General features: G+C 73.1%; 21 protein-coding genes. 8 read left to right on the plus strand and 13 right to left on the minus strand.

What is annotated here, in order from left to right; translation table 11 throughout:
• From G011_RS30385 to dpgD, 6 genes are all read left to right on the plus strand, one after another.
• The coding region (locus G011_RS30385; RefSeq protein WP_155979860.1) for an amino acid adenylation domain-containing protein at positions 1–2,310 on the plus strand (2,310 nt) is incomplete at its 5' end.
• Between the two features lie 53 nt (positions 2,311–2,363).
• On the plus strand, positions 2,364–3,485 hold the full coding sequence (gene dpgA, locus G011_RS0127605; RefSeq protein ID WP_019611301.1) for a 3,5-dihydroxyphenylacetyl-CoA synthase DpgA: 1,122 nt from the start codon (positions 2,364–2,366) through the stop codon (positions 3,483–3,485).
• Positions 3,486–3,511: 26 nt separating this feature from the next.
• Entirely contained in the window at positions 3,512–4,213 is a 702-nt protein-coding gene (gene dpgB / locus G011_RS0127610; RefSeq protein ID WP_019611302.1) for an enoyl-CoA-hydratase DpgB, read from the plus strand.
• A 740-nt stretch (positions 4,214–4,953) separates the two neighbouring features.
• A complete protein-coding gene (locus G011_RS0127620; protein WP_013152773.1) occupies positions 4,954–5,709 on the plus strand; it encodes a response regulator transcription factor in 756 nt (251 codons plus the stop codon).
• A gap of 43 nt (positions 5,710–5,752) precedes the next feature.
• Positions 5,753–7,096 carry a (3,5-dihydroxyphenyl)acetyl-CoA 1,2-dioxygenase DpgC gene (gene dpgC, locus G011_RS0127625; protein ID WP_019611304.1) on the plus strand — a complete coding sequence of 448 codons (1,344 nt, stop codon included), beginning with the start codon at positions 5,753–5,755 and terminating at the stop codon, positions 7,094–7,096.
• A 58-nt stretch (positions 7,097–7,154) separates the two neighbouring features.
• The gene (gene dpgD, locus G011_RS0127630; protein WP_019611305.1) at positions 7,155–7,970 is read left to right on the plus strand and encodes an enoyl-CoA-hydratase DpgD; all 816 of its coding nucleotides are present in this window, start codon (positions 7,155–7,157) and stop codon (positions 7,968–7,970) included.
• A gap of 233 nt (positions 7,971–8,203) precedes the next feature.
• On the opposite strand, the gene G011_RS0127635 is transcribed toward dpgD, so the two are convergent.
• From G011_RS0127635 to G011_RS30390, 8 genes are all read right to left on the minus strand, one after another.
• A complete protein-coding gene (locus tag G011_RS0127635; RefSeq protein ID WP_019611306.1) occupies positions 8,204–8,947 on the minus strand; it encodes a GIDE domain-containing protein in 744 nt (247 codons plus the stop codon).
• 57 nt (positions 8,948–9,004) lie between these two features.
• Positions 9,005–9,355, minus strand: a complete 351-nt coding sequence (gene mnhG / locus G011_RS0127640) for a monovalent cation/H(+) antiporter subunit G (RefSeq protein WP_019611307.1) — start codon at positions 9,353–9,355, stop codon at positions 9,005–9,007.
• Positions 9,352–9,609: a monovalent cation/H+ antiporter complex subunit F gene (locus tag G011_RS0127645; RefSeq protein ID WP_013152768.1), complete on the minus strand. Its 258-nt coding sequence runs from the start codon at positions 9,607–9,609 to the stop codon at positions 9,352–9,354. Before G011_RS0127645 ends, mnhG begins: the two co-directional genes overlap by 4 nt.
• Positions 9,606–9,983 carry a Na+/H+ antiporter subunit E gene (locus tag G011_RS0127650; RefSeq protein WP_019611308.1) on the minus strand — a complete coding sequence of 126 codons (378 nt, stop codon included), beginning with the start codon at positions 9,981–9,983 and terminating at the stop codon, positions 9,606–9,608. Before G011_RS0127650 ends, G011_RS0127645 begins: the two co-directional genes overlap by 4 nt.
• The gene (locus G011_RS0127655) at positions 9,980–11,497 is read right to left on the minus strand and encodes a monovalent cation/H+ antiporter subunit D family protein (RefSeq protein WP_019611309.1); all 1,518 of its coding nucleotides are present in this window, start codon (positions 11,495–11,497) and stop codon (positions 9,980–9,982) included. Before G011_RS0127655 ends, G011_RS0127650 begins: the two co-directional genes overlap by 4 nt.
• Positions 11,494–11,802 carry a sodium:proton antiporter gene (locus tag G011_RS0127660; protein WP_019611310.1) on the minus strand — a complete coding sequence of 103 codons (309 nt, stop codon included), beginning with the start codon at positions 11,800–11,802 and terminating at the stop codon, positions 11,494–11,496. Before G011_RS0127660 ends, G011_RS0127655 begins: the two co-directional genes overlap by 4 nt.
• Entirely contained in the window at positions 11,799–14,639 is a 2,841-nt protein-coding gene (locus G011_RS0127665; protein WP_019611311.1) for a DUF4040 family protein, read from the minus strand. The genes G011_RS0127660 and G011_RS0127665 overlap by 4 nt, the downstream gene beginning before the upstream one ends.
• A gap of 273 nt (positions 14,640–14,912) precedes the next feature.
• The gene (locus tag G011_RS30390; RefSeq protein WP_071621945.1) at positions 14,913–15,146 is read right to left on the minus strand and encodes a hypothetical protein; all 234 of its coding nucleotides are present in this window, start codon (positions 15,144–15,146) and stop codon (positions 14,913–14,915) included.
• Positions 15,147–15,848: 702 nt separating this feature from the next.
• Between G011_RS30390 and G011_RS0127675 the strand changes: the two genes are divergently transcribed.
• A complete protein-coding gene (locus G011_RS0127675; protein ID WP_019611313.1) occupies positions 15,849–16,481 on the plus strand; it encodes a DUF2461 domain-containing protein in 633 nt (210 codons plus the stop codon).
• A gap of 765 nt (positions 16,482–17,246) precedes the next feature.
• Positions 17,247–18,857, plus strand: coding sequence for an alpha/beta hydrolase (locus G011_RS0127685; RefSeq protein ID WP_026338730.1), 1,611 nt, complete (start codon positions 17,247–17,249; stop codon positions 18,855–18,857).
• A 311-nt stretch (positions 18,858–19,168) separates the two neighbouring features.
• On the opposite strand, the gene G011_RS0127690 is transcribed toward G011_RS0127685, so the two are convergent.
• The 5 genes from G011_RS0127690 to G011_RS0127710 are packed head-to-tail and all read right to left on the minus strand — an operon-like array spanning position 19,169 to position 23,848.
• Positions 19,169–20,566: a hypothetical protein gene (locus G011_RS0127690; RefSeq protein ID WP_019611316.1), complete on the minus strand. Its 1,398-nt coding sequence runs from the start codon at positions 20,564–20,566 to the stop codon at positions 19,169–19,171.
• Positions 20,563–21,276 carry a bifunctional 2-polyprenyl-6-hydroxyphenol methylase/3-demethylubiquinol 3-O-methyltransferase UbiG gene (locus tag G011_RS0127695; protein WP_155979861.1) on the minus strand — a complete coding sequence of 238 codons (714 nt, stop codon included), beginning with the start codon at positions 21,274–21,276 and terminating at the stop codon, positions 20,563–20,565. Before G011_RS0127695 ends, G011_RS0127690 begins: the two co-directional genes overlap by 4 nt.
• Positions 21,273–21,941 (minus strand): DUF2064 domain-containing protein, encoded by a 669-nt coding sequence (locus tag G011_RS0127700; protein WP_019611318.1) that lies wholly within the window; start codon positions 21,939–21,941, stop codon positions 21,273–21,275. The genes G011_RS0127695 and G011_RS0127700 overlap by 4 nt, the downstream gene beginning before the upstream one ends.
• Positions 21,938–22,708: a glycosyltransferase family 2 protein gene (locus G011_RS0127705; RefSeq protein ID WP_019611319.1), complete on the minus strand. Its 771-nt coding sequence runs from the start codon at positions 22,706–22,708 to the stop codon at positions 21,938–21,940. Before G011_RS0127705 ends, G011_RS0127700 begins: the two co-directional genes overlap by 4 nt.
• An 18-nt stretch (positions 22,709–22,726) precedes the next feature.
• A complete protein-coding gene (locus G011_RS0127710) occupies positions 22,727–23,848 on the minus strand; it encodes an NAD-dependent epimerase/dehydratase family protein (RefSeq protein ID WP_019611320.1) in 1,122 nt (373 codons plus the stop codon).
• Positions 23,849–23,935: the final 87 nt, after the last annotated feature.

Here is a 23,935-nt window from a genome sequence, read left to right on the forward strand (position 1 = left end):
GTGCCCGTGGATCCGGACTATCCGTCTGCGCGTCAGCGGCACATCGTGTCCGGGACCGGGGCCCGCCTGGCGCTGGTCGATGGGACCGCCCATGTGCCGCCCGAGGGTATCGAGTCCGTCCTCCTCCAGGGGTTGGACCTGGAGGGGTATGCGTGCGGGCCCTTGAGCGACCGCGACCGTGTGTCTGCGTTGAGGTTGGCCAACACCGCCTATGTCATCCACACCTCGGGATCGACCGGTGTGCCCAAGGGGGTGGCCGTCACCCACACCGGAATCGACCGGCTCGTCTCCTGCAACCCCCTGCGAGAGGGCGACCGGGTCGCCCTGTGCATCTCGCCCGCCTTCGACGTCTCCGTCCAGGAGATCTACGCGCCGCTCTGCCAGGGCGCCACTCTGGTCATCCCCGACGAGGGCCTGACCGGGTTCGAACTCTCGGAGTTCGTCGCGGAGCAGCGTGTGACCTCCTTGACCGTGCCCGTCGCGGTGCTCGCGACGATGCCCGAGCCCGACCTCCCCTCACTGCGCCGACTGGTCGTCGGCGGGGAGGCGTGCCCTCAGCGCCTGGTCGATCTGTGGGCGCCGGGTCGCAGCATGCACAACGCCTACGGGCCGACGGAGAGCACCGTGTGTGCGACGGTGTCGGACCCCCTGCGGCCGCTTGCGCAGGACGGTCCCGTGACCATCGGTGGACCGGTCACCAGTACCGGGGTGTTCGTGCTGGACGAGGGGTTGTCCCTGGTCCCGGCCGGGGTGGTGGGCGAGCTCTACATCTCTGGCGCGGGTCTGGCCCGGGGATATGTCAACCAGCCCTCCCTGACCGCCTCACGGTTCGTGGCCTGCCCCTTCACACCCGGCGAGCGGATGTATCGCACCGGAGACCTGGTCCGCTGGACCCAGCGGGGCGAGCTGGTGTTCGTGGGCCGCTCCGACGACCAGGTCAAGGTACGGGGTTTTCGTATCGAACTCGGTGAGATCGAAGCCGCCACCACCGCCCTGAACGGGGTGGCTGACGCGGTGGCCTCGGTGCACCACAGCGCGGATGGTGACAAGCGTCTGGTGGCTTATGTGGTCCCCGAGCCGGGGTGTGAGGTGGACCCTGAGCGGGTGCGTCGTGACTTGGGTCGGGTGGTGCCGGAGTACATGGTGCCCTGGGCCGTGGTCGGGCTGGAGTCGTTGCCGTTGACCGTCAACGGCAAGGTCGACCGATCCGCGCTCCCCGCACCCGAGGTGGCCTCGGGCCAGGGCCGCGCTCCGCGCAACCCGCGCGAGGAGGTCCTGTGCGGGCTCTTCGCCCAGGTACTGGGTGTGGAGCGGGTCGGGATCGATGATGACTTCTTCGCCCTGGGCGGGCACTCGCTGTCCGCGACCCGACTCATGGGCCGGGTCCGCTCGGTCCTGGGCGTGCACGCGGGAGTACGAACACTCTTCGAAACCCCCACCGTGGCCGGCCTGGCCGAACGGCTGCTGTCGGACGGCTTCTTCCGGCGCGACGGCCGCTCCCCCGGCATCGGTGGGGTGATGACCTACCACGGCGACGGCGACCTGCCCCCGCTCTTCCTCTTCCCACCCGTCAACGGCCTGGGCTGGTGCTACTCCGGTCTGCTGGGGCACCTGCCGTCGGATCGCCCCGTCCACATCCTCCACGACCCGCGCCTGGAGACGGGCGAGGTCCTTCCCCTCACGGTGGCGGAACTCGCCTCGCACCACGCGGAACGGATCCGCAAACTCTCCTCCTCCCGTCACCGCGTGCTGCTGGGCTGGTCCTTCGGCGGCACCGTGGCCCAGCAGGCGGCGCGCGAGCTGACCGAGGCCGGGGAGGCCCCCGACCAGCTGATCCTCCTGGACGCCCACGTCGGCGGCGCCGACCGGACCGACCCCGACCCGTCCCCGGAGGACGTGTGCTCGGCCGCGTTCGACGGCCTCGCGGTGCCGGTCGGTCCCGCGGACGACCGGCCGCGGACCCCGGACGTACGCGCGGCCCTGGAGGCGAGGGGGAGCGCTCTCTCGTCCCTGGACGACCCCGCCCTGGAGCGCCTCTTCCAGATCGCGCGCCACAACGTGGCGGCGATGGCCGCGCACCGTTCGGCGGGGACGGACGTGCCGACCGCCTTCGTGGAGGCGCGCCAGGAGGGGGACGAACCCCCCGCCACGCACGGCTGGGCGGGCCTCCTCGGTTCGGACGTGCGTGTCCGTGCCACCGCGGTCGACCACTTCGCCCTGCTCTCACCCCGATCCGCCGGGTCGGTGGGCCCCCTCGTCGCCTCTCTCCTTCCCGAGGTGGACCGGCTGGACGGCACCCCGAACCGCTGACGTCCACCCACCCATCACGCCCAGGTCCGTATCCACAAGAAATGGATTCCCGTGTGAACGCACATCTCGCAACCGCTCCGGAGAGCCGGGCTCCCGCAGCCGCCGACCGTGGCGGAGCCCCCGCGGCGATCGTCGGTGTCGGAACGGCGGTCCCGCCCACTTCCTACTCCCAGGACGAACTCCTGGAGATCTTCGACATCCGGGATCCGAAGATCCGCTCGGTCTTCCGCAACAGCGCCATCGACCGGCGCCACCTCACCCTCCCCCCGGAGGGGCCGGACGGCGGACGGGTCATGGAGGTCCAGGGAGAGCTGCTGGACAAGCACAGGTGGCAGGGTATCGACATGGGCGCCCGCGCCCTCCAGGAGTGCCTGAAGAGGGCGGGGGCCGACCTGTCCGACATCGGCTACCTGTGCTGTGTCACCACGACCGGCTTCCTCACGCCGGGGTTCAGTGCCCTGCTCATCCGTGAGCTGGGCATCCCCTCCAGCGCCAGCCGTCTGGACGTCGTCGGAATGGGCTGCAACGCGGGACTGAACGCGCTCAACGCCGTCGCCGGGTGGGCGCGGGCCCACCCCGGGAAGCTCGCCGTCATGGTGTGCATCGAGGCCTGCTCCGCCGCCTACGTGTTCGACGGGACGATGCGCACGTCCGTGGTGAACAGCCTGTTCGGAGACGGTTCGGCCGCGATCGCCGTGGTCTCCGGCGACACCGCGGACCGCCCGGAGCCCGCCGGTCCGCGCCTGCTGAAGTTCTCCAGCCAGATCATCGTGGACGCCCTTCCCGCCATGCGCTACGACTGGGACTCCGAGCAGGGCCGGTTCAGCTTCTTCCTGGACCCCGAGGTGCCCTACGTCGTGGGGGCCCACGCCAACATCATCATCGACCGCCTGCTGAACGGCACCGGGTTGCGCCGCAGCGACATCCGGCACTGGACGGTGCACTCCGGCGGCAAGAAGGTCATCGATTCGGTCATGGTCAACCTCGGCCTGACCAGGCACGACGTCCGGCACACGACGAGCGTGCTCCGCGACTACGGCAACCTGTCCAGCGGTTCCTTCCTGTTCTCGTACCAGCAGCTCCTGGAGGAGGGCGTCGCCTCCCCCGGCGACCACGGCGTCCTCATGACCATGGGTCCCGGATCGACGATCGAGGCAGCGCTGTGCCAGTGGTGACAACCCCTTCGAACAGAGGAGACACAGTGACCAGTACGTCCAACGACGGTAACGCGCCGAACCTGCGGATCGACGGCTCGCTTCCGTTGTCCGCCGCGCTCGTGGCCGAGGTGAACGCGTTCGCGGACGCGTGTGAGGACGCGGGCCCCGGGACCGTCGGAACGCTTCGCCTCCGGGGGGTCCCCACGGGCCTTCCCGTGTCCGACGAGGTCACCGTCCACACGGTGAACAAGTGGGAGCGGGCGCTGCGCCGTCTGGAGCGGGTGGATACCGCCACCGTGGCGATCGTCGAGGCGGACTGCGGCGGGGTCGCGGCCGAACTCCTCCTCTCCAGCGACCTCAGGATCATGGCGCCCGGATCGAGCCTGCGCTTCCCCGCGACGGAGGAGACCGCGTGGCCCGGCATGGTCCTGTACCGCCTGCGCCAGCAGGCCGGGCACGGAGCGGCCCGCCGTTGCGCGCTGCTGGGTCTTCCGTTCCCGGCGGAGGAGGCCCGTGGGCTGGGTCTGGTGGACGAGGTGCTCGACCCGGCGGACGCGAGGGTGGAGTCCCTGTTGGCGTCGGTCGCCGCCCGCTCCGGGCCGGAGTTCGCGATCCGTCGCCGCCTGGCGATGGAGGCGTCCTCGACGGCCTTCGAGGACGCCCTGGGCCGCCACCTGTCGGCCTGTGACCGTGAGCTGAGGCGTCTGCGGGACCAGACCCCGTCGGAGGAACCGGCACGCGTGTGACGCGCATCCGGCTGGGCGCCCCTCAAGCGGGGGAAGGCGCCCGGCCGAATTCCGGAACGCGGTACCGAAACCGCCTGCATTGTTGAACGAAAATCCGCCCAAAACTCCATCCATTCGGTGCTGGCGACTATTCGGGTGGTGGCGGCTGTCCAGAAATTTTCGGCGATCCGGACGGCGGGGGCCTACGCTCCGCACGGGCTGGCGGGGATCCCGGCGGCGGGCCGGGGAGTGTCCTCCGGGCTGCTCGCCCGTTTTCCCGCCACCGGACGTGCGCGGTGAGCGGGAGCGGGGATCGGCCCAGGGTCCGGCGGTCGGGAGCGGCGTGGCGGAGTCGGCCGGGCCGTCCTACGGCTTTCCACGCGCGCGATCGGCCGCTCGGGCAGGGCGGCGGAGCAGGGGGAGGTCAGGGGTGACCATGCCGCGCCGCTTCGGCCCCGGCCTTGCAGCGGTTTTCCGAAGACCGGCGCACGCGACCCGTCGCCCCCGCGCCCCGGCGGCCGCCTGCAAAGCGGTCGGCGTTGTCACCATGTCCACAACTGGCCAAGACATTGATGGAAACAGCCCATACTGGAACACTCAATATGGTCACTTCACTATATCGCGAACCCCCAGCGAGACATCTTTCAAAAATGAATGAACCAGCTATTCGGGAACCCGGCATCGACGTTTCTCTCGATGAGGGCGCCGAATCCCCCAATCCCCCGAACGACCATCTCGAAAACCCTGGTGCCCACTGGAAGATGAATCTGGCTCCTCCCCTGGACGGCGGGGACGAGGATGTCGACGCCCGCGACCTCACGGCCCGGTTCTGGGAAGAGGTGGAACTGCTCGGGGACCCCCTCCCCGAGGTGCGGATGACGACCGTTTCGGCCTCGATCCTGGGTGCCTCCGCCGTCACCAGGATCACCGAGTCCGCAGGCCCCTCCCGCAGGATCGACCTCAGAATGACGGCCACCCACTCGGACCTGCTGGAAGGAGGGAACCGGCGGGCGATCGCGCTCCTCTCCGACCGGGGCGTGCGCGTCCGCGTGGCCCCCGACGGGTTCCCCACCATGCTGGTGATCGGCTCGCGTGTCGGCTTCGTCGAGTCCAACCGGGCCGACGACGCGACCAAGCTGCGCGTCGTGCGCTCCCCGGGGATGATCGACTGGATGATCCGCTACCAGCGCGCCCTCTGGGACCGCGCGGTGGGCTTCTCCAACCTGCGGGACGCCCTCGGCATCCTCGACAACGACAACCAGGCACGGGCGATGTACTACCTGTGCTCCGGGATGAAGGACGAGTCCGCGGCCCGCTGCATGGGCGTGTCCGTCCGCACCTACCGCCGCCACGTGGCGGGCGTCATGTCCGCGCTCGGGGCCTCGTCCCGCTTCAAGGCCGGCCTCAGGGCCCACCAGCTCGGCCTGTACCGCCTGTGCTCCGAGGCCGGAACCGGCCCGAAGGAGACGGCGTCCCCGCTTCCGGACGTTCCCGCCCAGATCAACTGGTGCTTCTGAGCGCCCTCTGGTCCCCCTTTTCCCCACTTCGGAGTCCTCAACGATGAACGCCCTGCTCACGGCGGCGGACGCTCTGGCCAAGGTCGACGCCACAGCGCTCCCCCACGACCTGCCGACGGCGGCCGGGGTCCTCGGTGACGCCGCCCTGCGCCTGGACGAGGTGCTCGCCGCGGCCGCCGAGCCCGCGCGGCGCACGCCCGAGGAGCACCAGGTCGTCTCCCGGGCCAAGGACACCCTCCGTGCCGTCCGCTCCCGGTTCCTCGACGCGCACGTGGACAGCGTCTACGGTGACCTCACCGACGGCCACCGGCGGCGCCCGCGCCTGCGCGAACTGGTCACGGACGCCGCGACCCGGTTCCCCGGCCTGGTCCCGACCCCCGATCAGATGGCTACCGAGTCCGCCCGGCTCCAAGCCCACAAGGAGGGACTGGAGATCGACCAGGGGATCTTCTTCCGGGCCGTCCTGGGCTCCGAGGCTGCGGGGCGGCACCTCGTCGACTCGATGCTCCGCCCCACCGGCCGAGCCCGGGCCCTGTACCCCGAGTACCGCAGGACCGGCGTCGCGGACCTCGGCTCCGTCCGACTGGAAAGGATCGGCTCCACCGCGCACGTGACCATATGCGGCGCGGACCGGCTCAACGCCGAGGACAACGACCAGGTGGACTCCATGGAGACCGCGGTGGACCTGGTGCTGCTCGACCCCGACGTGGGAGTCGGCGTACTGCGGGGCGGCCCGATGGAGCACCCCCGCCACCGGGGCAGGCGTGTGTTCAGCGCGGGGATCAACCTCAAGGAACTGCACGCCGGACGGATCTCCCTCGTGGACTTCCTGCTCCGGCGGGAGCTCGGCTACATCAACAAGATCGTCCGGGGCCTGGCCGTCGAGGGCCCGGACTCGTGGCGGGCTCCGACGGTCCACAAGCCGTGGGTGGCCGCGGTCGACGCCTTCGCCATCGGCGGCGGGGCCCAGTTACTGCTGGTCTTCGACAGGGTGATCGCCGGTGAGGACGCCTACTTCAGCCTCCCGGCGGCGCAGGAGGGCATCGTCCCCGGTGTGGCCAACCTCCGGCTCGGACGCGTCGGCGGCACCCGGCTCTCCCGGGAGGTCATCCTCTGGGGCCGGCGGATCTGGGCCACCGAGCCGCAGGCGGCCGCGCTCTTCGACCACGTGGTCGACCCGGCCCTGCTGGACGCCGCCGTGGAGGAGGCGGCCGAACGCATGGACAGCCCGGCCGTCGTCACGAACAGGCGCATGCTCCAGCTGGCGGAGAACCCGTCGGAGCCCTTCCGCTCCTACATGTCGGAGTTCGCGCTCCAGCAGTCGCTGCGCCTGTACAGCGAGGACGTCATCACCAAGACCGGCCGCTTCACCGCGGCGCGCGCCTGAGACCGGACCGGAGGGCCCGCCGCGCCGGGTCGGACCGCCCGCCAACCCACGGAGGACCATGTCCGCAGAGCAGGAGACCGCCCCGCCACGGGTCCGGTACGTGAAGGAGGACAGGGTCGCCCGCGTGACCATCGACCGCCCCCACGTCCTGAACGCCATGGACCTGCGGACCCACGAGGAACTCGCCGAGGTCTGGGACGACGTGGAGGCCGACGACGACGTCTGGGCGGTGGTCCTGACCGGGGCCGGAGACCGGGCGTTCTCCGTGGGCCAGGACCTGAGGGAACGGGCGGCGCTGGACTCCGGTGGCGCCGAGGGGACCACCTTCGGCAGCCGGGGGGCTCCGGGCTGGCCCCGGCTGACCGAACGCCACGCGTTCGCCAAGCCCGTCATCGCACGCGTGGACGGGTACGCCATGGGGGGCGGGTTCGAGCTGGCCCTGGCGTGTGACGTCATCGTCGCCTCCGAGCGCTCGACGTTCGCCCTGCCGGAGGCACGGCTGGGGCTGGTCCCCGGGGCGGGCGGCGTCTTCCGGCTCACCAGGCAGATCCCGGCGCGGATCGCGATGGGCCACCTGTTGACGGGACGGCGGATGTCCGCGCGCCGCGCGGCGGACCTGGGCCTGGTGAACGACGTCGTCCCGCACGAGGAGCTGGACGCGTGTGTCCAGGGCTGGGTGGACGACCTCCTGCGCAGCGCGCCCCTGTCGGTGCGGGCCATCAAGGAGGCCGTCGCCCGCTCGTCCCACCTGTCCGTGGAGCAGGCGTTCGGCAGCCGCTTCTTCTGGGAGGAGCGGCGCGCACGCAGCGAGGACGCGCGGGAGGGCCCCCGGGCGTTCACCGAGAAACGCCCTCCCCGGTGGCGGGGCCGCTGAGGGTGCGCCGCCGGGCGAGGCGGCGGATCCCTTCGCCCGGCGGTCCGACGGGGGACCCGCCGGGGGTTGGACCGAAGGAGCGCCGCCGTCCGACCGCCCGCTGGCTGATCGGTGCCCCGGCCAAGCGGTCGTCGACCGCCTACGACCGCTGACCGGGACGCTTCCTCCCGTCCACGGTCCGGCGGCGTCGGCCGCGGCGGAGTTTCGGCATGATCGCGTCCGCGATCGTCGGGTCACAGGAGCCACAGGGTGACCGCGAGCGATCCGAGGAAGGCGGCTCCGGCCAGGACCTGCCTCGTCAGATGGGCGTCGTACACCTGTGGGGCGGTGCGCGTCGAGAGCAGCAGGTACCCGTCGGAGGAGCTCGCGACGAGGGTCTCCTCGTTCCACTCGTACGCGGTCCCGTTGACCAGCAGACGGGTCCCGGGCGCGATGGCCCACTCCCGGTAGGAGCGGCCGGTGCTCGAATGCGCGTGCTCGGGCCGCAGCTCCCGCCTCGCCTCCGCCCTGCCCGGAGCGCCCTCCGCCAGGGGGTCGACCACGAAGGAGTCGTGGGTGAGGGCGACCTTGTCCGTGACGGCTCCACGGGGGTGGCACCACGCGCTCCCCGTCCTGTCCTCGATCAGGAAGGGCGCCTCGCTCTGCTCCGCGTGGACCAGGCTCACGCGAAGGCGCTCGTGGCGCGAGCCCTCACCGGGGCGGTGGTCCCACACCTCGGTCCGGTACCACACGCACCTGGTCCCGGAGTAGGGGGCCACCAGCGGTCCCGAGGACCCCGGTACGGCGTTCCCGTCGACCAGGACCGGGGTACCGGAGCGGGGCAGGTCCCGTAGCGGAGGCGTCCGGGATCGGCGCATCCTCGTGGACCGTGCGCGCGTGCGCAGCGCCCGGGTGAGCAGGAGGGCGCTGAGCACGGTGGCCAGCAGGGCCAGGAGCTGGAACGCGGTCCGCGTTCCACCGACGAACATGTCATCCATAGTCACCGCCTCCTCGTGCCGGCGGCCGTGGTGACGGGCCGCCGGCACGAAGCAGGGTCAGCCCTCCTCCGAGCGGTCCGTGTCCGCGTCGGCGAGGGCGTCGTGCCGGGTGGCGGGGGAAAGCGGTGTTCCCGCCAGGTAACCCGCCCGGGCCAGGGCGTTGCCGCCGACCGCGGCGGTGGCCAGTTGCACGAGCAGCGCCAGGCCGATCTTGAGCGCGTTCTCCACCGAGGGGAACCACAGCAGCAGACCGAGCAGGAGCAGGGCCGTCCCCAGCCCGGCCGAGACCGCCACCCCGTGCAGGCGGGCGTAGAAGTCGCGCAGGCGCACCAGGCCGAGGGCTCCCACGGTGAACACGGACGCGCCCGCGATCACGCAGGCCACGGCGAGCGTCTCGAACGGGGTCATCGTTTGCCTCCGGAGATCAGTCGGGCCAGGGACAGGGCGGAGAGGAACCCCACGAGGGCGCACACGAGCACGATGTCGACCACCAGGGCGGAGTCGACGCGAAGGCCGAGGACGACCACGAGGCCGACGAAGCCGAAGAGGACCACGTCGGCCCCGGCGGCCCTGTCCGCCCGGTCGGGGCCCGAGAGGATCCGGTACGCGGCCAGGACCATGGACGCGCCGAGCAGCAGCAGCGCGATGTCGACGGGGTTCATCGGGTCTCCTCCCCGCGGGTCGCGGCCTTCGTCCGTCCGACGCGCGTCAGGCCCAACAGGTAGTCCTCCATCTGGTGGATGTCGTCGAGGAAGGCCCGCTCGTCAGCGGTGTACATGCCGTGCACCCACAGGGTGGGCGGGTCGGTGCGGGTGGCCACGGTCACCGTTCCGGGGGTCAGGGAGACCATGTTGGCGACGGCCGTGATCTCCAGGTCGGTGCGGCAGCGCAACGGGACCTCGATCAGGGCGGGCACGGACGCGCTGCCCGGGGTGAGGATGTCCCAGGCGACCTGGAGCGTGGAGGTCACCACCCGGGAGCCGTAGAAGAACGGGAACCACGCGATCCGCAGGGTCCTGCGCAGGAAGGGGGTCATCGGTTCGTCACCGCCTCGACGTAGGTGGAGGTGTCCAGCAGATGGGCCGCGGCCTGGGCGCTCAGGTCGAGCAGGACCTGGGCGCCCAGGCCGACGCACAGGGTGACGCCGGTCAACGCCGCCGCGGGCAGCACCAGGCCCGCGCGGATCCTCGTGGCGGCCGGGGGCGCGGTGACCGTCCCGGCTCCCTCCGCCGACCGTCCGCCCCCGGGTTCGGGACCGGAGCCCGGGTCGGGGCCCCAGAACACCGAGCCCCAGATCTTGAGCATCGACATCAGGGTGATGAGGCTGACGGCGACGGCGACGGCGGCGACCGCCCACTGGCCGTCCGCGAAGGCGGCGGCGACCAGGGTGAGCTTGGCGACGAACCCGGAGAAGGGCGGCAGTCCGGCCAGGGACAGGGCCGCGCCCAGGAAGGCCAGGGCCAGCAGCGGTTCCCGGCGGGCCACGCCTCCCAGCCGGTCGAGCCTGCCGGTGCCGTGGACGTGCTCGATCGCGCCGGTGGACAGGAACAGGGACGCCTTCACCACCATGTGGTGGATGAGGTAGAAGATGCCCGCCATCAGTCCCAGTTCGGTGAACAGGGCGACGCCGAGGAGGATGTAGCCGATCTGGCTGACCATGTGGAAGACCAGGATCGAGCGGGTGGTGTCCTCCCCCACCGCGCCCAGGACCCCGATCAGCATGGTCGCGCCGAACAGCACCAGGCCCACCCACAGCAGCGAGGACTCGCCGCCGAAGACCACCGCGTAGAGGCGGTAGATCGCGTAGATGGCGACCTTGGTGTGCAGACCGGAGAACAGGGCGGTCACCGCCGGGGAGGGCGCGGTGTAGGTGCGCGCCAGCCAGCCGTGCACCGGCACGACGGCGGCCTTGACCGACATCGCCAGCAGCACCACGCCCATGGCGGCCGCGACCACGGGCGACTCCTGGGCGGCGCCCGCGAGTTCGCCGAGCTGCACGGTTCCGGCGGTGCCGTAGACCAGGGCGACACCGGCCAGGAACACGGTCGAGGTGAGCAGGTTGACCGCGACGTAGGTCCGTCCGCCCCGCAGGCCGCGCAGGGTCCCGGCGATGGCCATCAGCCCGTAGGAGGGCAGCAGCATCACCTCGACGAACACGAAGAGGTTGAACAGGTCGCCCGTGAGCAGCGCCCCGTACACCCCGGCGGACAGCACCAGCACCAGGGACGGGAAGAAGCGCCGACCGGCCTCGCCGGTGGCCACGGCGAAGGCCGAGCACACCAGCACCAACAGGGCGGTGGTGGTGACCATCAGCGCGCTGAAGGTGTCGGCGACGAAGGGGATGGACACCCCGGCGGGCCACAGACCCACCTGGTGGGCGTGTACCTGTCCCTCCCGCGTGCACCAGACCAGTACGGCACCGGCGGCGAGCGCGAAGGCGCTGGTCCCCAGGAACAGGGCGCGGGCCGCCCCGCGTGCGAGGGGCAGCACCAGCAGCGCGGCGGCCAGGAGGGGAACCGCGACCAGCACGGGCAGGAGAACGGGGATCATGAGGCGTCCTCGGTGTCGTCGCTCTCACCGGTCGCGGCGAGGGCGAGCATGTAGATGGTGATGGAGAAGGCGATGACGATCGCCGTGAGCACGAACGCCTGGGGCAGGGGGTCGGCCATGGCGGCGCCGGTGTCCCGCCCCAGCAGGGGTTCGCCCCGGCGGAAGGTTCCGCCCGCCGACATCAGCAGGAGGTTGACCCCGTGGCTGAGCAGGACGAAGCCCAGGACGACGCGGACCATGCCGCGTTGCAGGATCAGGTAGACGGCTCCGGCGGTCAGGACGCCGATCGTGATGGCCAGGGTCATCGGGTGCCTCCGGTGGCCGGACCGTGCTGGACGGGGTCGGGTGTGCGGTGCGCGTCGGGTTCCGGGGGGCTCTTACGCCCGCTCCGGGGCAGCCCCAGCTGGTTGAGCGCGGTCAGCAGCACGCCGACCACGGCCAGGTAGACGCCCACGTCGAAGACGAGCGCGCTGGTGAAGTGGTAGTAACCGCCCCAGGGCAGGGGGATCTCGGCGTGCAGGGGCCGCAGGAAGGACCCGTCGGCGTAGCCGAGCAGCCCGGTGGCCGCGGCGGTGAGGACGCCCGCGGCGATGAAGGCCGGGTAGGCCAGGCGGATGCGGGCCGCCGAGGCGCTGGGCGCGGTCAGGTAGGCCAGGGCGAAGGCCGAACCGCCGACCAGTCCGGCGATGAAGCCACCGCCCGGGGCGTTGTGGCCCCGCAGCAGGAGGTAGAGCGACCACAGCACCAGCAGCGGGATGAGCCAGCGCGCCACGGTGCGCATGATCACGGTGTTGTCGTCGGCGTCCCAGACCGGATTGGTCCCGGCCACGCGCGAGGAGACCTCGCCGTTCGCGGTGAGACCGGACGAGCGCAGGACGGCGATGATGATCAGGCCGGCCACCCCCAGGACGGTGAGTTCGCCCAGTGTGTCCAGGGCCCGGTAGTCGACCAGGATCGTGTTGACCACGTTGGTGCCGCCGGTGTCCTCGGGCGCGTGGGAGAGCAGGTAGTCGCTGACCCCGGAGGGCTCCCTGCGGCCGGTGAGCAGGTAGGCACCCAGTCCCGCCACGGTTCCCGCGGCCAGGGCGACCGCCGCGGTGAGGGCGGTGCGTGAGCGGCGGACCCGGTGGAACTCGCGGGGGAGCCGGCGCAGCACCAGGACCGCCACGACCACCGTCAGGGTCTCCACCAGCAACTGGGTCAGCGCCACGTCGACGGCGCCGAGGAAGACGAACCACAGCGCGGTGGCGAACCCGGCGACCCCGACCAGGGCCAGGGCGGCCATCCGCGAGCGGGTCACCACCGAGGTGAGCACCGCGACCGCCACCAACGCCACCAGGAGCCAGTCCAGCGCGCGTGAGGTGGGAGCGGGCGGCAGCCCGTAGTCCAGTCCGAGAGCGCAGACCACGGCGGCGAGCACGATGAGCATGACGAACGGCACGGCCAGGTGGCGGGTGGGCGCGTCGGTGCGGGTCAGGTCGCCCACGCGCGTTCCCAGGGCGATGACCGCCGCGTGCACGCGTTCGAAGACGCCTGTGCCCCGGACGGGGAGGAACCGGCGCCCGGCGAGTTTCTCCCCGGAGCGGGAGGCCCAGGTCAGGAGGGCGCCCAGGAGCAGGGCGGCGGCCGACATCCCCAGGGCCGGGTTGAGTCCGTGCCACAGCGCCAGGTGGGAGTCCGCGGGAGCCAGGACCGCGTCGCCGGCCGCCCAGGAGACGGCCGGGTTCAGCGCCGTGGCTCCCAGCCCCAGGACCAGGCCCGCCGCCGAGGTGACCACGGGGGCGGCCAGGAGGAGCGCGCCCGCCTCGCGGGGCGGTTCCCGGTCGGGACGGCGTCTGCCGCTCCCGCCGAAGGCCAGGTACACGAAGCGGAAGGCGTAGGCGAAGGTCAACGACGCCGCGGCGACCGCGACGGCCCCGGCGACCGGACCAGCCCAGGCGGGCCCCGGTGTCTGGAGAAGCGCCTCGAAGAGGTTCTCCTTGCTGACGAATCCCAGGAGAGGGGGAACCCCGGCCATGGACAGGGCGGCGAGCGCGCTCACCGCCGCGGTGACGGGCATCGCCCGGCGCAGACCGCCGAGTTCACGCAGGTCCCGGGTTCCCGTCTGGTGGTCGATCACGCCCACCGACATGAACAGCGCCGACTTGAACAGGGCGTGGGCCGCGGTGTGCACGACGGCGGCGACGAGCGCCTGCGGGGTTCCCACACCGATGACGGCGACGAGGAAGCCGAGTTGGCTGACCGTGGAGTAGGCGGTGAGTTCCTTCAGGTCGTGCCGTCGCAGGGCCAGCACGGCGCCGACCACGGCGGTGGTCAGACCGGCGACGACCAGGGTGGTACCCCACAGCGGCGTGTCGCTGAAGGCCGGTGAGAAGCGCATCGCCAGGTAGACGCCGGCCTTGACCATCGCCGCCGCGTGCAGGTAGGCGCTCACCGGGGTGCTCGCGGCCATGGCGTCGGGCAGCCAGTAGTGGAAGGGGAACTGGGCCGACTTGGTGAACACCGCGATGACCACCAGCACCGCCACGGTGCTGGTGAAGGCGGTGTCCTGGGTCCAGGACGGGTCGCCCAGGATCGCGCTGAGGCGGGTGGTTCCGGTGCGCACCCACAGCAGCACCACCGCGGTCAGCAGCGCCAGGCCGCCCATGGCGGTGAGCAGGAACGTGCGCACGGCCGGTCGTGAGGCGCCCGGTCCGGACAGGCCGATCAGGTGGAAGGAGCAGATCGTGGTCAGCTCCCAGAAGACGAAGAGCAGGACCACGTCGTCGGCCAGGACCAGGCCGGTCATCGACAGGGCGAAGGCGCTCATCAGGACGTAGAAGCCGGTCCTGCGCCCGGGCGGGAAGTAGCGGGTGGAGTAGGCCATGACCAGGGCTCCCACGCCGAGCACGAGCACGCAGAACAGCCAGGCCAGGCCGTCCATGCGCAGGTGCAGGCCCACGTCGAGGGCGGGCATCCAGGGCAGGGACGCCTCCAGGACCCGGTCGTGGTTCCACAGGGAGGGCCCCCGGGCGCCGACCCACAGGGCCGCCAGGGCCAGAACCAGGGCGATGGGCCACCCCGCGGCGCGGCCCAGTGGGCGTCCCAGCAGCGGGACGAGCAGGGTGGTGACGGTGAGTACGGCAAGGAGGAGCAGCAGCACGCCGCTGTCCTTTCACGGTTGCGCGCCGGTCCCCGGGCATGCGGGCACACGCCGGGGACGGCCGTGGCGCACAGGGGTGCGGCACGGTCGGCGTTCAGCGAAAAAAGTGGAGGAGGGCACGCGAAAGGTGCCTCACGCGGGACGGAAGCCGGAACGGACCGCGGACGCCGACGTCAGATACCGGTGCCTTGGGCAGGCCGGTAACCGACGGCGCGCGGGCACGGGGCGACCGTCATGCGGAAAGGAGAAGACGCCTCGGGCGAGGCGGGAGGGTCAGCTGCGTCCGGGCGGGCAGGAGCTGAGTTCGCCGTGGGCGTTGGTACCCCACGAGGTGGAGTAGCCGTTGGTGCCCAGGGGGCGGGGGTTGCGCACGGGCAGCTTGTGCCGTTCAGCGAAACGCGAACGGCCGACGCGGGCGTAGACGTCCAGGGCGCGGAAGCGGGCGCCTTCGAGGAGTACGGGCGCGTGACGACGCGACGGGGGCGCCGTGGCCACTGACCGGGACATCACAGCACCTCCTCTCACGTCTCGCTGGGTCACAGCGAGTGCCACCGTACCAGCTGCTACTTCACGCGGGCCAGACGAGGACGCCGCACACTGGATGTGAACAGGATCTCAGTATGCTCTGGTTTCGACCGCCCGGCCTTCCGGGAGCCCCGGGAGGGTGCGGGCGACGGCTCCGGGCAGCCGGACGAACCCACTCGTCCGTCCCCTCGGACGGGTGCGCGGGCGGGGCCCTGACCGCGAGGAGGGATGCGCGGGCCGGGCACCCGGCGATCCGCGGCCTGATGGAGATGGGGGTCGCGGAGCGGTTCGGCTACCACCCTCTGCCCCTCGCCCCGGAGCAGGCCGCTCGCGAGGAGGTCTGGGCGGTACGCGCGAACCTCGGCGCCCCCGAGCAGCAAGCCGCGTACGGCTCCGGCGACGGCGGGAGCGGTTGTCGGTCCCAAGCCGAGGCCCGACTGCGCGAGGACGCCCCCGAGGTCGATCCGGGCCGCCCAGGACGGGCCGCTCTGGAACGGTCCCAGCGCCACCTCCGCTCAGCCGGGACGGCCCGCTCCGAGACCGACCGGCCCGTCCGCGCGCCACACCCGCTCCAGCTGCCCGCGGAGACCGCCCCCGGCGGGCCCCGCGGGCGGTGGCCGGGTTCGGGGAGGCGCCGGCGGGGTAGGACGGCGGGCGCGCGTCCGCCACAGCACGAGGAGAGGGATGGACTTCACCGGCTTCACCGAGGAGACCTTCGCGTTCTTCGACGGCCTGGCCCGGGACAACTCCAAGGACTACTTCCACGGTCACCACGAGGTGTACGTGCGCGCGGTGCGCGAGCCCGCGCGCGCCCTGGCCGAGGCGCTGGAGGAGGACTTCGGCCCGATCAAGGTGGGCCGCCCCAACCGCGACGTGCGCTTCTCCCACGACAAGAGCCCGTACAAGACCCACGTGGGCCTGGTCAGCCAGTCCCAGGGACCGGTCGGCTACTACCTCCAGCTCGGCCTGGAGGGGCTCTCGGTGGGCGCGGGGTACCACGCGATGTCGGGCGCGCAGGTGGAGCGCTACCGCGACGGCGTGGACGACGAGCGCCAGGGCCCGCGGCTGGCGCGGATCGTCGACGAGTTGACGGCCCGGGGCTTCGACATCGTCGGCGACACCCTCAAGACCCACCCGCGCGGGTACAGCGGCGACCACCCGCGCGTGCACCTGCTGCGCCACCGCTCCCTGGGGGCCGAGCACAACGTGCGGCGGTCGGACGTGCCGCTGTCCGCGAAGCTCCTGGACACCGTGCGCGCGGACTGGCGAGCCACCGGCCCCCTCATGGACTGGCTCGACCGGCACGTCACCAGCTGACCCCGCCGGACGCGGGCTCCCACCGGGCACGGCCTCCCGCCGCGCGCTGATCCGCCGCGCATCCGGAACCCGGACAGCGGGCTCCGCGTCCCGGCTACCGCCCGTGGCCGGTCCTGCGTCTCCGGGAGCGGTGGTACATCTCCCGCAACGACCTACCTGATCCGCGGGGGAGTCCGCGCTCGCGCGCCCTGAGCACGGAAGGCGGGTCCATGCACCGCTCCCCCGCCGTCACCGGCCCCACCGTCCAGTGGGACATGCTGGAGGGCACCGTCCCGCATGGCCTCCTCGGACTGAGCGACCCGAACGTGCACCGCGTCGGCGACCGCTGGTGCATGTTCGTCGGCGGTTTCTCCACCTCCTTCCGCAACCGCCTACCGGGCCGCGCTGCCGGTCGGCGCGGACGTGCGCCTGACCGGCTGGCGGATCGACTCCTCCGCACGGGGCCGCCCGCTCGCGCTGGCCCCGGACGCCCCGCGCGGCGCCCGGGACGCCGGGGAGATGCACACCCCCCGCTACGTGCCGCCGCGCGGCGCCCCGGACCCGTCGCACACCGGCACCACCCGCGAACGATGTGTGCCTGTCACGGTTTTCCCGTGAGGTTCTCACCGTCATCCCATGACACGGTGTCACTGGTGGGCTCGTTGGAGTGACAGCAGGCTGGACACGTGCCTCCGGCGACGGCGGTCACGGTCCTTCCGCGACGGACGGCGGAAGAGCCGTGCCCGCCGGGGCGCCGGTGAAATCGACATCCAGGAGGCTGGAGACATGGGACGAAGGCGGAGCGCGGGCCGGAGCCTGCCCCCGGTGGTGGCGGTATGCCTGGCCGGTTCACTGGTCGCGGCCGCACCGGTCGCGGCCGAAGAGCGGGACGGGGCGCCGACGACGGCACTGGAGTGGGGCGCCTGCCCCGAGGACGTCCCGGCCGGGACGCACCCGCTGGAGTGCGCCACCGTGCCGGTGCCCGTGGACTACGACGACCCCGAGGGCGCCGAGGTCGGGATCATGGTGTCGCGGCTGGCCAGTACGGACCCGGACCAGAGGCGCGGCGTGCTGCTGCTCAACCCCGGCGGCCCGGGCGGGTCCGGGCTGTCGATGCCCGCGGACCTGGCCTCCCTGGGCATGCCCGCCAGTGTCCTGAACAGCTACGACCTGATCGGCATGGACACCCGCGGGGTCGGGCACTCCTCCGCGGTGGGCTGCGGTTTCACCACCGACCAGGAGTACTTCGGCAACATCCCGCCCTACGCGGTCGACGAGGCGGCGGTCACCGAGCAGGCCGCGGTCGCCGAGGGGGTCGCCGACCAGTGCGCGCGCAGCGACGGGAACGGGCTGATGCGCCACATCTCGACGGCGAACATGGCCCGCGACCTGGACCGGATCCGGGCCGCCCTCGGCGAGGAGGAGGCCAGCTACTTCGGGCTGTCCTACGGGTCGGCGCTGGGCGCGGCCTACGCCTCGATGTTCCCCGGGAGCACCGACCGGATCGTGCTCGACAGCAACATCGGCGACACCTTCCTCGACTACGACGGCATGCGCAGGTTCGCCCTGGGCTTCGAGGAGACCTTCCCCGACTTCGCCGCGTGGGCGGCGGAGCGCGACGGCAGCTACGGTCTGGGCGGATCTCCCGAACAGGTGCGGGAGACCTACTTCGAGACCGCCGAGCGGCTCGACGAGGAGGGCCCGGTGGCCGGTGTCAACGGCCACGTCTTCCGGCTGGCCGTCTTCGTGGGGCTGTACAACGAGCGGAGCTACGGGCGGACGGCGCAGCTGTGGCAGTCGGTGCGCCTCGCGGACGAGGAGGCGGTGCGGCGGCACATGGAGGAGAGCGGGCTCGGCGGCGCCGGGGCGGCGACGGGCGAGCTGTGGCCCTCCGACAACGCCTGGTCGGTGTTCCTAGCGACGACCTGCAACGACGTCGAGTGGCCCGAGGACCTGTCCACGTACCAGCAGGGCGTGGCCGAGGACCGGGAGAGGTACCCGATGTACGGCGCGGCCAGCGCCAACGTCATGCCCTGCGCCTACTGGAACGACGCCCCGTCCGAGCCCGCCGTGGAGATCACCGGGGAGGGTCCGGCCAACGTCCTCGTCATGCAGAACCTGCGCGACCCGGCCACACCGCACCTGGGCGGAGTGCTGCTGGACGAGAAGTTCGGTCAGCGCTCCCGCCTGGTGAGCGTCGACGACAGCGGTCACGGCGCCTACGTCTACGGCGACAACCCCTGCGCCTGGGACGTGGCCACGAGCTACCTGGTCGACGGCGAGTTCCCGGAGCGGGACGTCTCCTGCGGGGCGTCCGGGGCCTCCGGACTGGAGCTGGACGGCCCGACCCAGCGGTCGCGGACCCAGACCCTCGACCGGCTCCGGGACACCGCCTGAGCACACGGTCGGGGACGAACGCCACTCCTGAGCGATGAGGGGCGGGACGGCACCGCCCGTCCCGCCCCTCGGCGTCCCCACGACCGGTCGCACACGGAGACGCCCGGCGTACGCCCGCTGTCCGCCGACTCCGTCAGCCCACGGCCGATCCCGCCCGGAAACACCCGGCGTACGCCCGCTGTCCGCCGACTCCGTCAACCCGCGGCCGAACACTCCCGGAGACGCCCCGGCCGCGCCACGAGTGCGTTCCTTCGCCGGTGCCCGCGAGGACGCCGGGGGCTTCGGGCACCGGCCCCGCGGAGCGCCCCGGTTCACCAACCGGTGAGCAGCAGGTGGTTGACCGCGAGCGCCGTGGCCGCCTGGGCGGCCAGCCAGGCCCTGTGGTGGCGGTCCGGAAGAAGGGCGGCGGCCGGGACGAGCCACAGCACGAACGGCAGCCAGATGCGTTCGGTCTCGCCCTTGCTCATCCCCGACAGGGTGGCGGCCACGACCGCGCCGAGTGCGGCGGCCACCAGCAGGGCCGTCGTGGCCTCCTCCCGGGACGGCGCCCGGCGCAGGCCGCGCACCGCTCCGGGCAGGCGCGCCAGCACCCGGCGCAGGCCCGCCGCCGTCGCGGGTCCGGTCGTCAGGCACGCCACGGCCAGGTTCGCCCAGACCCAGTAGCCGTAGGGACGCACCGACGCGAACCCCTGGTAGTAGCGCTCCACGAGCAGGTGGTAGCCCTCCCACCACCGGAAACCGGCCGCCGTGAAGGCCGTCGCGACGGCCAGGGCGCCCAGCAGCGCGTAGGGCAGGGGGCGCGCGGTCCGCGCGCACAGGAGCACCGCCACGGCCGGGATCCCGATGAGGACGAGCCCGTAGGACAGGTACACCGACCACCCCAGGAGCAGACCGGCCGCCAGCGCGGTGGCGCGCGGCGCCCGCGCGTCGGGCGCCGCGGCCACGGCGAGCAGGGCCAGGCCCCACGCGGTGACCGCCGCGAAGTACCCGTCCGCCGACGTGCCCACCCACACGGCGGCGGGCAGCAGCACGAGGAACGGGGCCGCCCGGCGCGCCGCCGACTCCGCGCCGAGCGCGCGCATCGCGACCAGGACCGCGGCGGCGGCCGAGCCGCCGACCACGACGCACCACATCCCGGCCCACGCCCCGCCGCCCAGGCCGATCCGGTCCAGCGCGACGAAGGTCAGGACGGCGCCCGGGGGGTGTCCGGCCACGTGCGTGGGCCAGTTGTCGGGCTGCCCGATGAGGATGTGCCGGGTGAACGTGCTCAGCGCCGCGCCCACGTCCTGGAAGCGGTCGACCGAGGCCAGGTACTCGTGGGGCGACAGCAGGCGGCCGACGATCCCGCGCCGCCAGCCGTCGACCAGCGCGAGCGCGGTGGTCCAGAGCACGGACGCGGCCCAGACGGCCCACACCAGGGCACGCCAGGGCAGGGCCCGCGCTACCGCGGGACCGCAGACCGCCACCACAACGGCCAGGACCAGGGCGGGGACCGTACCGGGCCCCGTGTGCGGGAACCAGGACGCGTACAGCGGCGGCCAGTCCACGTGCAGGACGCCGTGGGCGCGCTCGATGCGGGTGCCGAGAACCGCGGCCGCCGCGAAGAGGAGCGCGGCCAGGGCCGCCGCGGACAGGTCGGCGCGCGGTCCCGTCCAAGCGGTGCCGACCGCGCCCCGGAGGTCGCGTTGGCGGAGTCCGGGCCGCGTCACGCCGTCACCGCGGGACGGACGGGTCCCGGCGCCGGGTTGTCCCGAGGCGCGCGCAGTGCCGCGAACCGGCGCCCCCGCACCTGCCAGGCCTCCGACCACTCCCACCCGCTCTCGCGCGCGCACCACCGCAGGGCGCGGGGTCCGATCCGCGCCCACGGGAACGGGGGACCCGGTTCCCCCCGGCCGTCGGTGACCTGCACCGTCACGCACTCGTGGACCTCGTGGGCGGCGGTCTCGACGATGAGCAGGCCTCCGGGCAGCACGACCTCACGCATGCGGTCGAGCAGGTCCCCGGGGGCTCCGCCGATACCGATGTTGCCGTCCACCAGCAGCGCGGTGCGCCAACCCCCCTCGCCGGGCAGGGGGTCGAACACCGAGGCGCACACCGCCCGGCCGCCCGCCTCGACCGCGCGCGACACGGCCACGGGGTTCATGTCCACGCCCAGCGCCCGGCGGCCCCGGGCGGCGAGCGCGACCACCATGCGCCCGGGCCCGCACCCGGCGTCCAGCGTGTCGCCCTCGCAGCGCTCCAGTACGCTCTCGTCCGCGGCGTCGGTCCCCCCGCACCAGCGTTCGACCTCCAGGCGCAGCATCCACCCGTCGGGCCGTCGCAGGAAGAGGGGGCCGCGGCCGTCGGCGAGCGCCCGCGAGTAGGGGTCGCACAGCCACGGGGCCGGCCTCGTGTCGATCCCGGTCTCGGTCGCGCTCACCGCCGACACCCCGCTCTGGCGAGCCCGACCGCCCTGCCGAAGCGGCTGCCGGGGACGAGTGAGGCCACCAGCGCGGCGTCGCGGGGCGTGTCCACGTCCGTGAGCACGTCCAGGTCGCGTACGCGCAGCCCGGCCTCGACCAGTCGCGCGCGTTGGAACCGCCCGGTGCGCCGCGTGGACATCGGGACGCCGCGCAGCAGGCGGGGGTCGGGGTCGGCCAGGCCGAGCGCCCAGAAGCCCCCGTCCTCGCTCGGGCCGAACCACGCGTCGGCGCGCTCCCAGGCGTCCGGGGCCAGGGCGGGCCCCAGGAGCTCCCCGCTCACCTGGGGGGTGTCCATACCGATCAGCAGGGAGGGGCCCGAGCACCGGGCGAACGCCTGCGCGAGCCGTTCGTCGAGCCCGCCGCCCGGCTGCGGAACCACCTCGAACCCCGGCGGGAGCCAGGGTCCGGGCCGCCCCTCCAGCACCAGGAGCCTTCTGCTGGCGGGGAGCGAGCGCACCGTGTGCAGGGTGTCGGCCAGGGCGGCCTCGGCGACCGCGGCGGCCTCCCGCGGCGAGTACTCGGGGGTCAGCCGTGTCTTGACCCGTCCGGGGACGGGTTCCTTGGCGATCACCAGCAGGGTGGTTCCCCCTGCCGGGAGGTCGGGGTGACCGGCCCGGGTCATGGCCGCCCTCCCCTCGCGCGCACGCCCTCCGGGCCCGGCGGCTCGCGCAGCACCGCCGTCATGTCGCGCACGGCGGTCCACGTGCCGCGCCACGTCCCCGTCACCTTGGAGGCCCCCGACCTGGGCAGGTAGGGGACGTCCACCTCGTCGACCCGCCATCCGGCGTCGGCGGCGCGCACGACCGTCTCCAACGGGTAGCCCGAGCGCCGGTCGGTCATCCCCAGCTTGAGCAGGTCCACCCTGCGGGCGGCGCGCATCGGGCCGATGTCGCGCACCCGCACCCCGGTCCGCGAGCGCAGCATCCGCGCGACGACGGCGTTGCCGATCCTGGCGTGCGCCGGCCAGACCCCCCGGCGGACGGGGCGCCGCCTGCCCATGACCAGGTCCGCCCCGCCGACCCGCACCCGTTCCACCATCCGCGGGAGCAGGGCGGGGTCCAGGGAGGCGTCGCAGTCGCAGAAGCAGACGAACTCGGCGGTCGCGGCGGACAGGCCCGCGTGGCACGCCGCGCCGAACCCCCTGCGCGGTTCGGAGACGACGAGGGCCCCCAGCTCCGCGGCGATGCCCGCCGAGCCGTCCGTGGACCCGTTGTCCACGACGATCGCCCGCCACCCCGGTGGGACGCGTTCGATGACCCAGGGCAGGGCGGACGCCTCGTCCAGACAGGGCAGCACCACGTCGACCGGTGGCGGCGGGTCGCCGCCCGCCGTGTCGGTCGGCGCCTGCGCCGGTTCGTCCTGGCCGTACTCGTGTGGTTCTCTGCTCACCCTCGTTACGCTACGAAGTCATGTGGACACAGGCCGGGAAAGGCGGTCGCGACACGCGGACACCTGGGCCTCCGACGCCGCCGAACCGGTCGAACCGCGCAGTTCGGCGCGGGCGAACTCGGCCATCCCCTCGGCGAAGCCGACCCTGGGCCGCCAGGACAGCTCCCGCCTCAGCCGGTCGGAGGAGGCGGTGATGTGCCGGACGTCGCCGAGCCGGTACTCGCCGGTGACCAGGGGCTCCGGGCCGCCGTGCGCGTCCGCCAGCGCCCGGGCCATCTCGCCGATGGTGTGCGGGGTCCCGCTGCCGGTGTTGAAGGCGGACAGCTCCCCCGGGGCCCTGCCCGCGACGGCCTCCAGGGCCGCCACGTTGGCCCGCGCCACGTCGCCCACGTGCACGAAGTCGCGCCGCTGGCGGCCGTCCTCGAACACGCGGGGCGCCTCGCCCCGGGCCAGCGCCGAGCGGAAGAAGGAGGCCACGCCCGCGTAGGGGGTGTCGCGCGGCATCCCCGGCCCGTACACGTTGTGGTAGCGCAGCGACACCGCGCGTCCGCCGACGGACCGGGCCCACGCCGCGCACAGGTGCTCCTGCGCCAGCTTCGTGGTGGCGTAGACGTTGCGCGGGTCGCTCGGCGCGTCCTCCCCCACCAGGCCGGGCACGAGCGGCGCCCCGCACCGGGGGCACGGCGGGTCGAACGCCCCCGCCCGCAGGTCCGCCTCCGCCCTCGGGCCGGGGCGGACGTCGCCGTGCTCGGGGCACGTGTACCGCCCCTCCCCGTAGACGACCATCGAACCGGCCATGACGATGTCGCGGACGCCGGCCCTGGCCATGGCGGCCAGCAGGACCGCGGTGCCCAGGTCGTTGCAGCGGACGTAGTCGGGGGCGTCCAGGAAGTCCGCGGAGCCCAGCCCCACCATCGCCGCCTGGTGGCAGACCGCGTCCACGCCCCGCAGGGCGCGTTCGACGATCTCACCGTCCCGGACGTCGCCCACGACGTCCACGGTTCTGTGCTCGGTGTCCCTCCCGGTATGGGCCTGGGGCAGGTAGGCGTCGAGGGTGACCGCCTCGTGCCCGGCCAGGCGGAGTTCCTCCGCGACCCTCGATCCGATGAACCCGGCACCACCCGTGACCAGTACGCGCATGGATCCAACCTACGTTTCGCGCACGCTCCGTCACGGGTTGCGCCACGCGCGTCGGCGCCGATCCGCCGACGCGCGCGGCGGCCCGCG

The organism is Nocardiopsis sp. CNS-639 (genome assembly GCF_000381685.1).
GTDB lineage: Bacteria > Actinomycetota > Actinomycetes > Streptosporangiales > Streptosporangiaceae > Nocardiopsis > Nocardiopsis dassonvillei.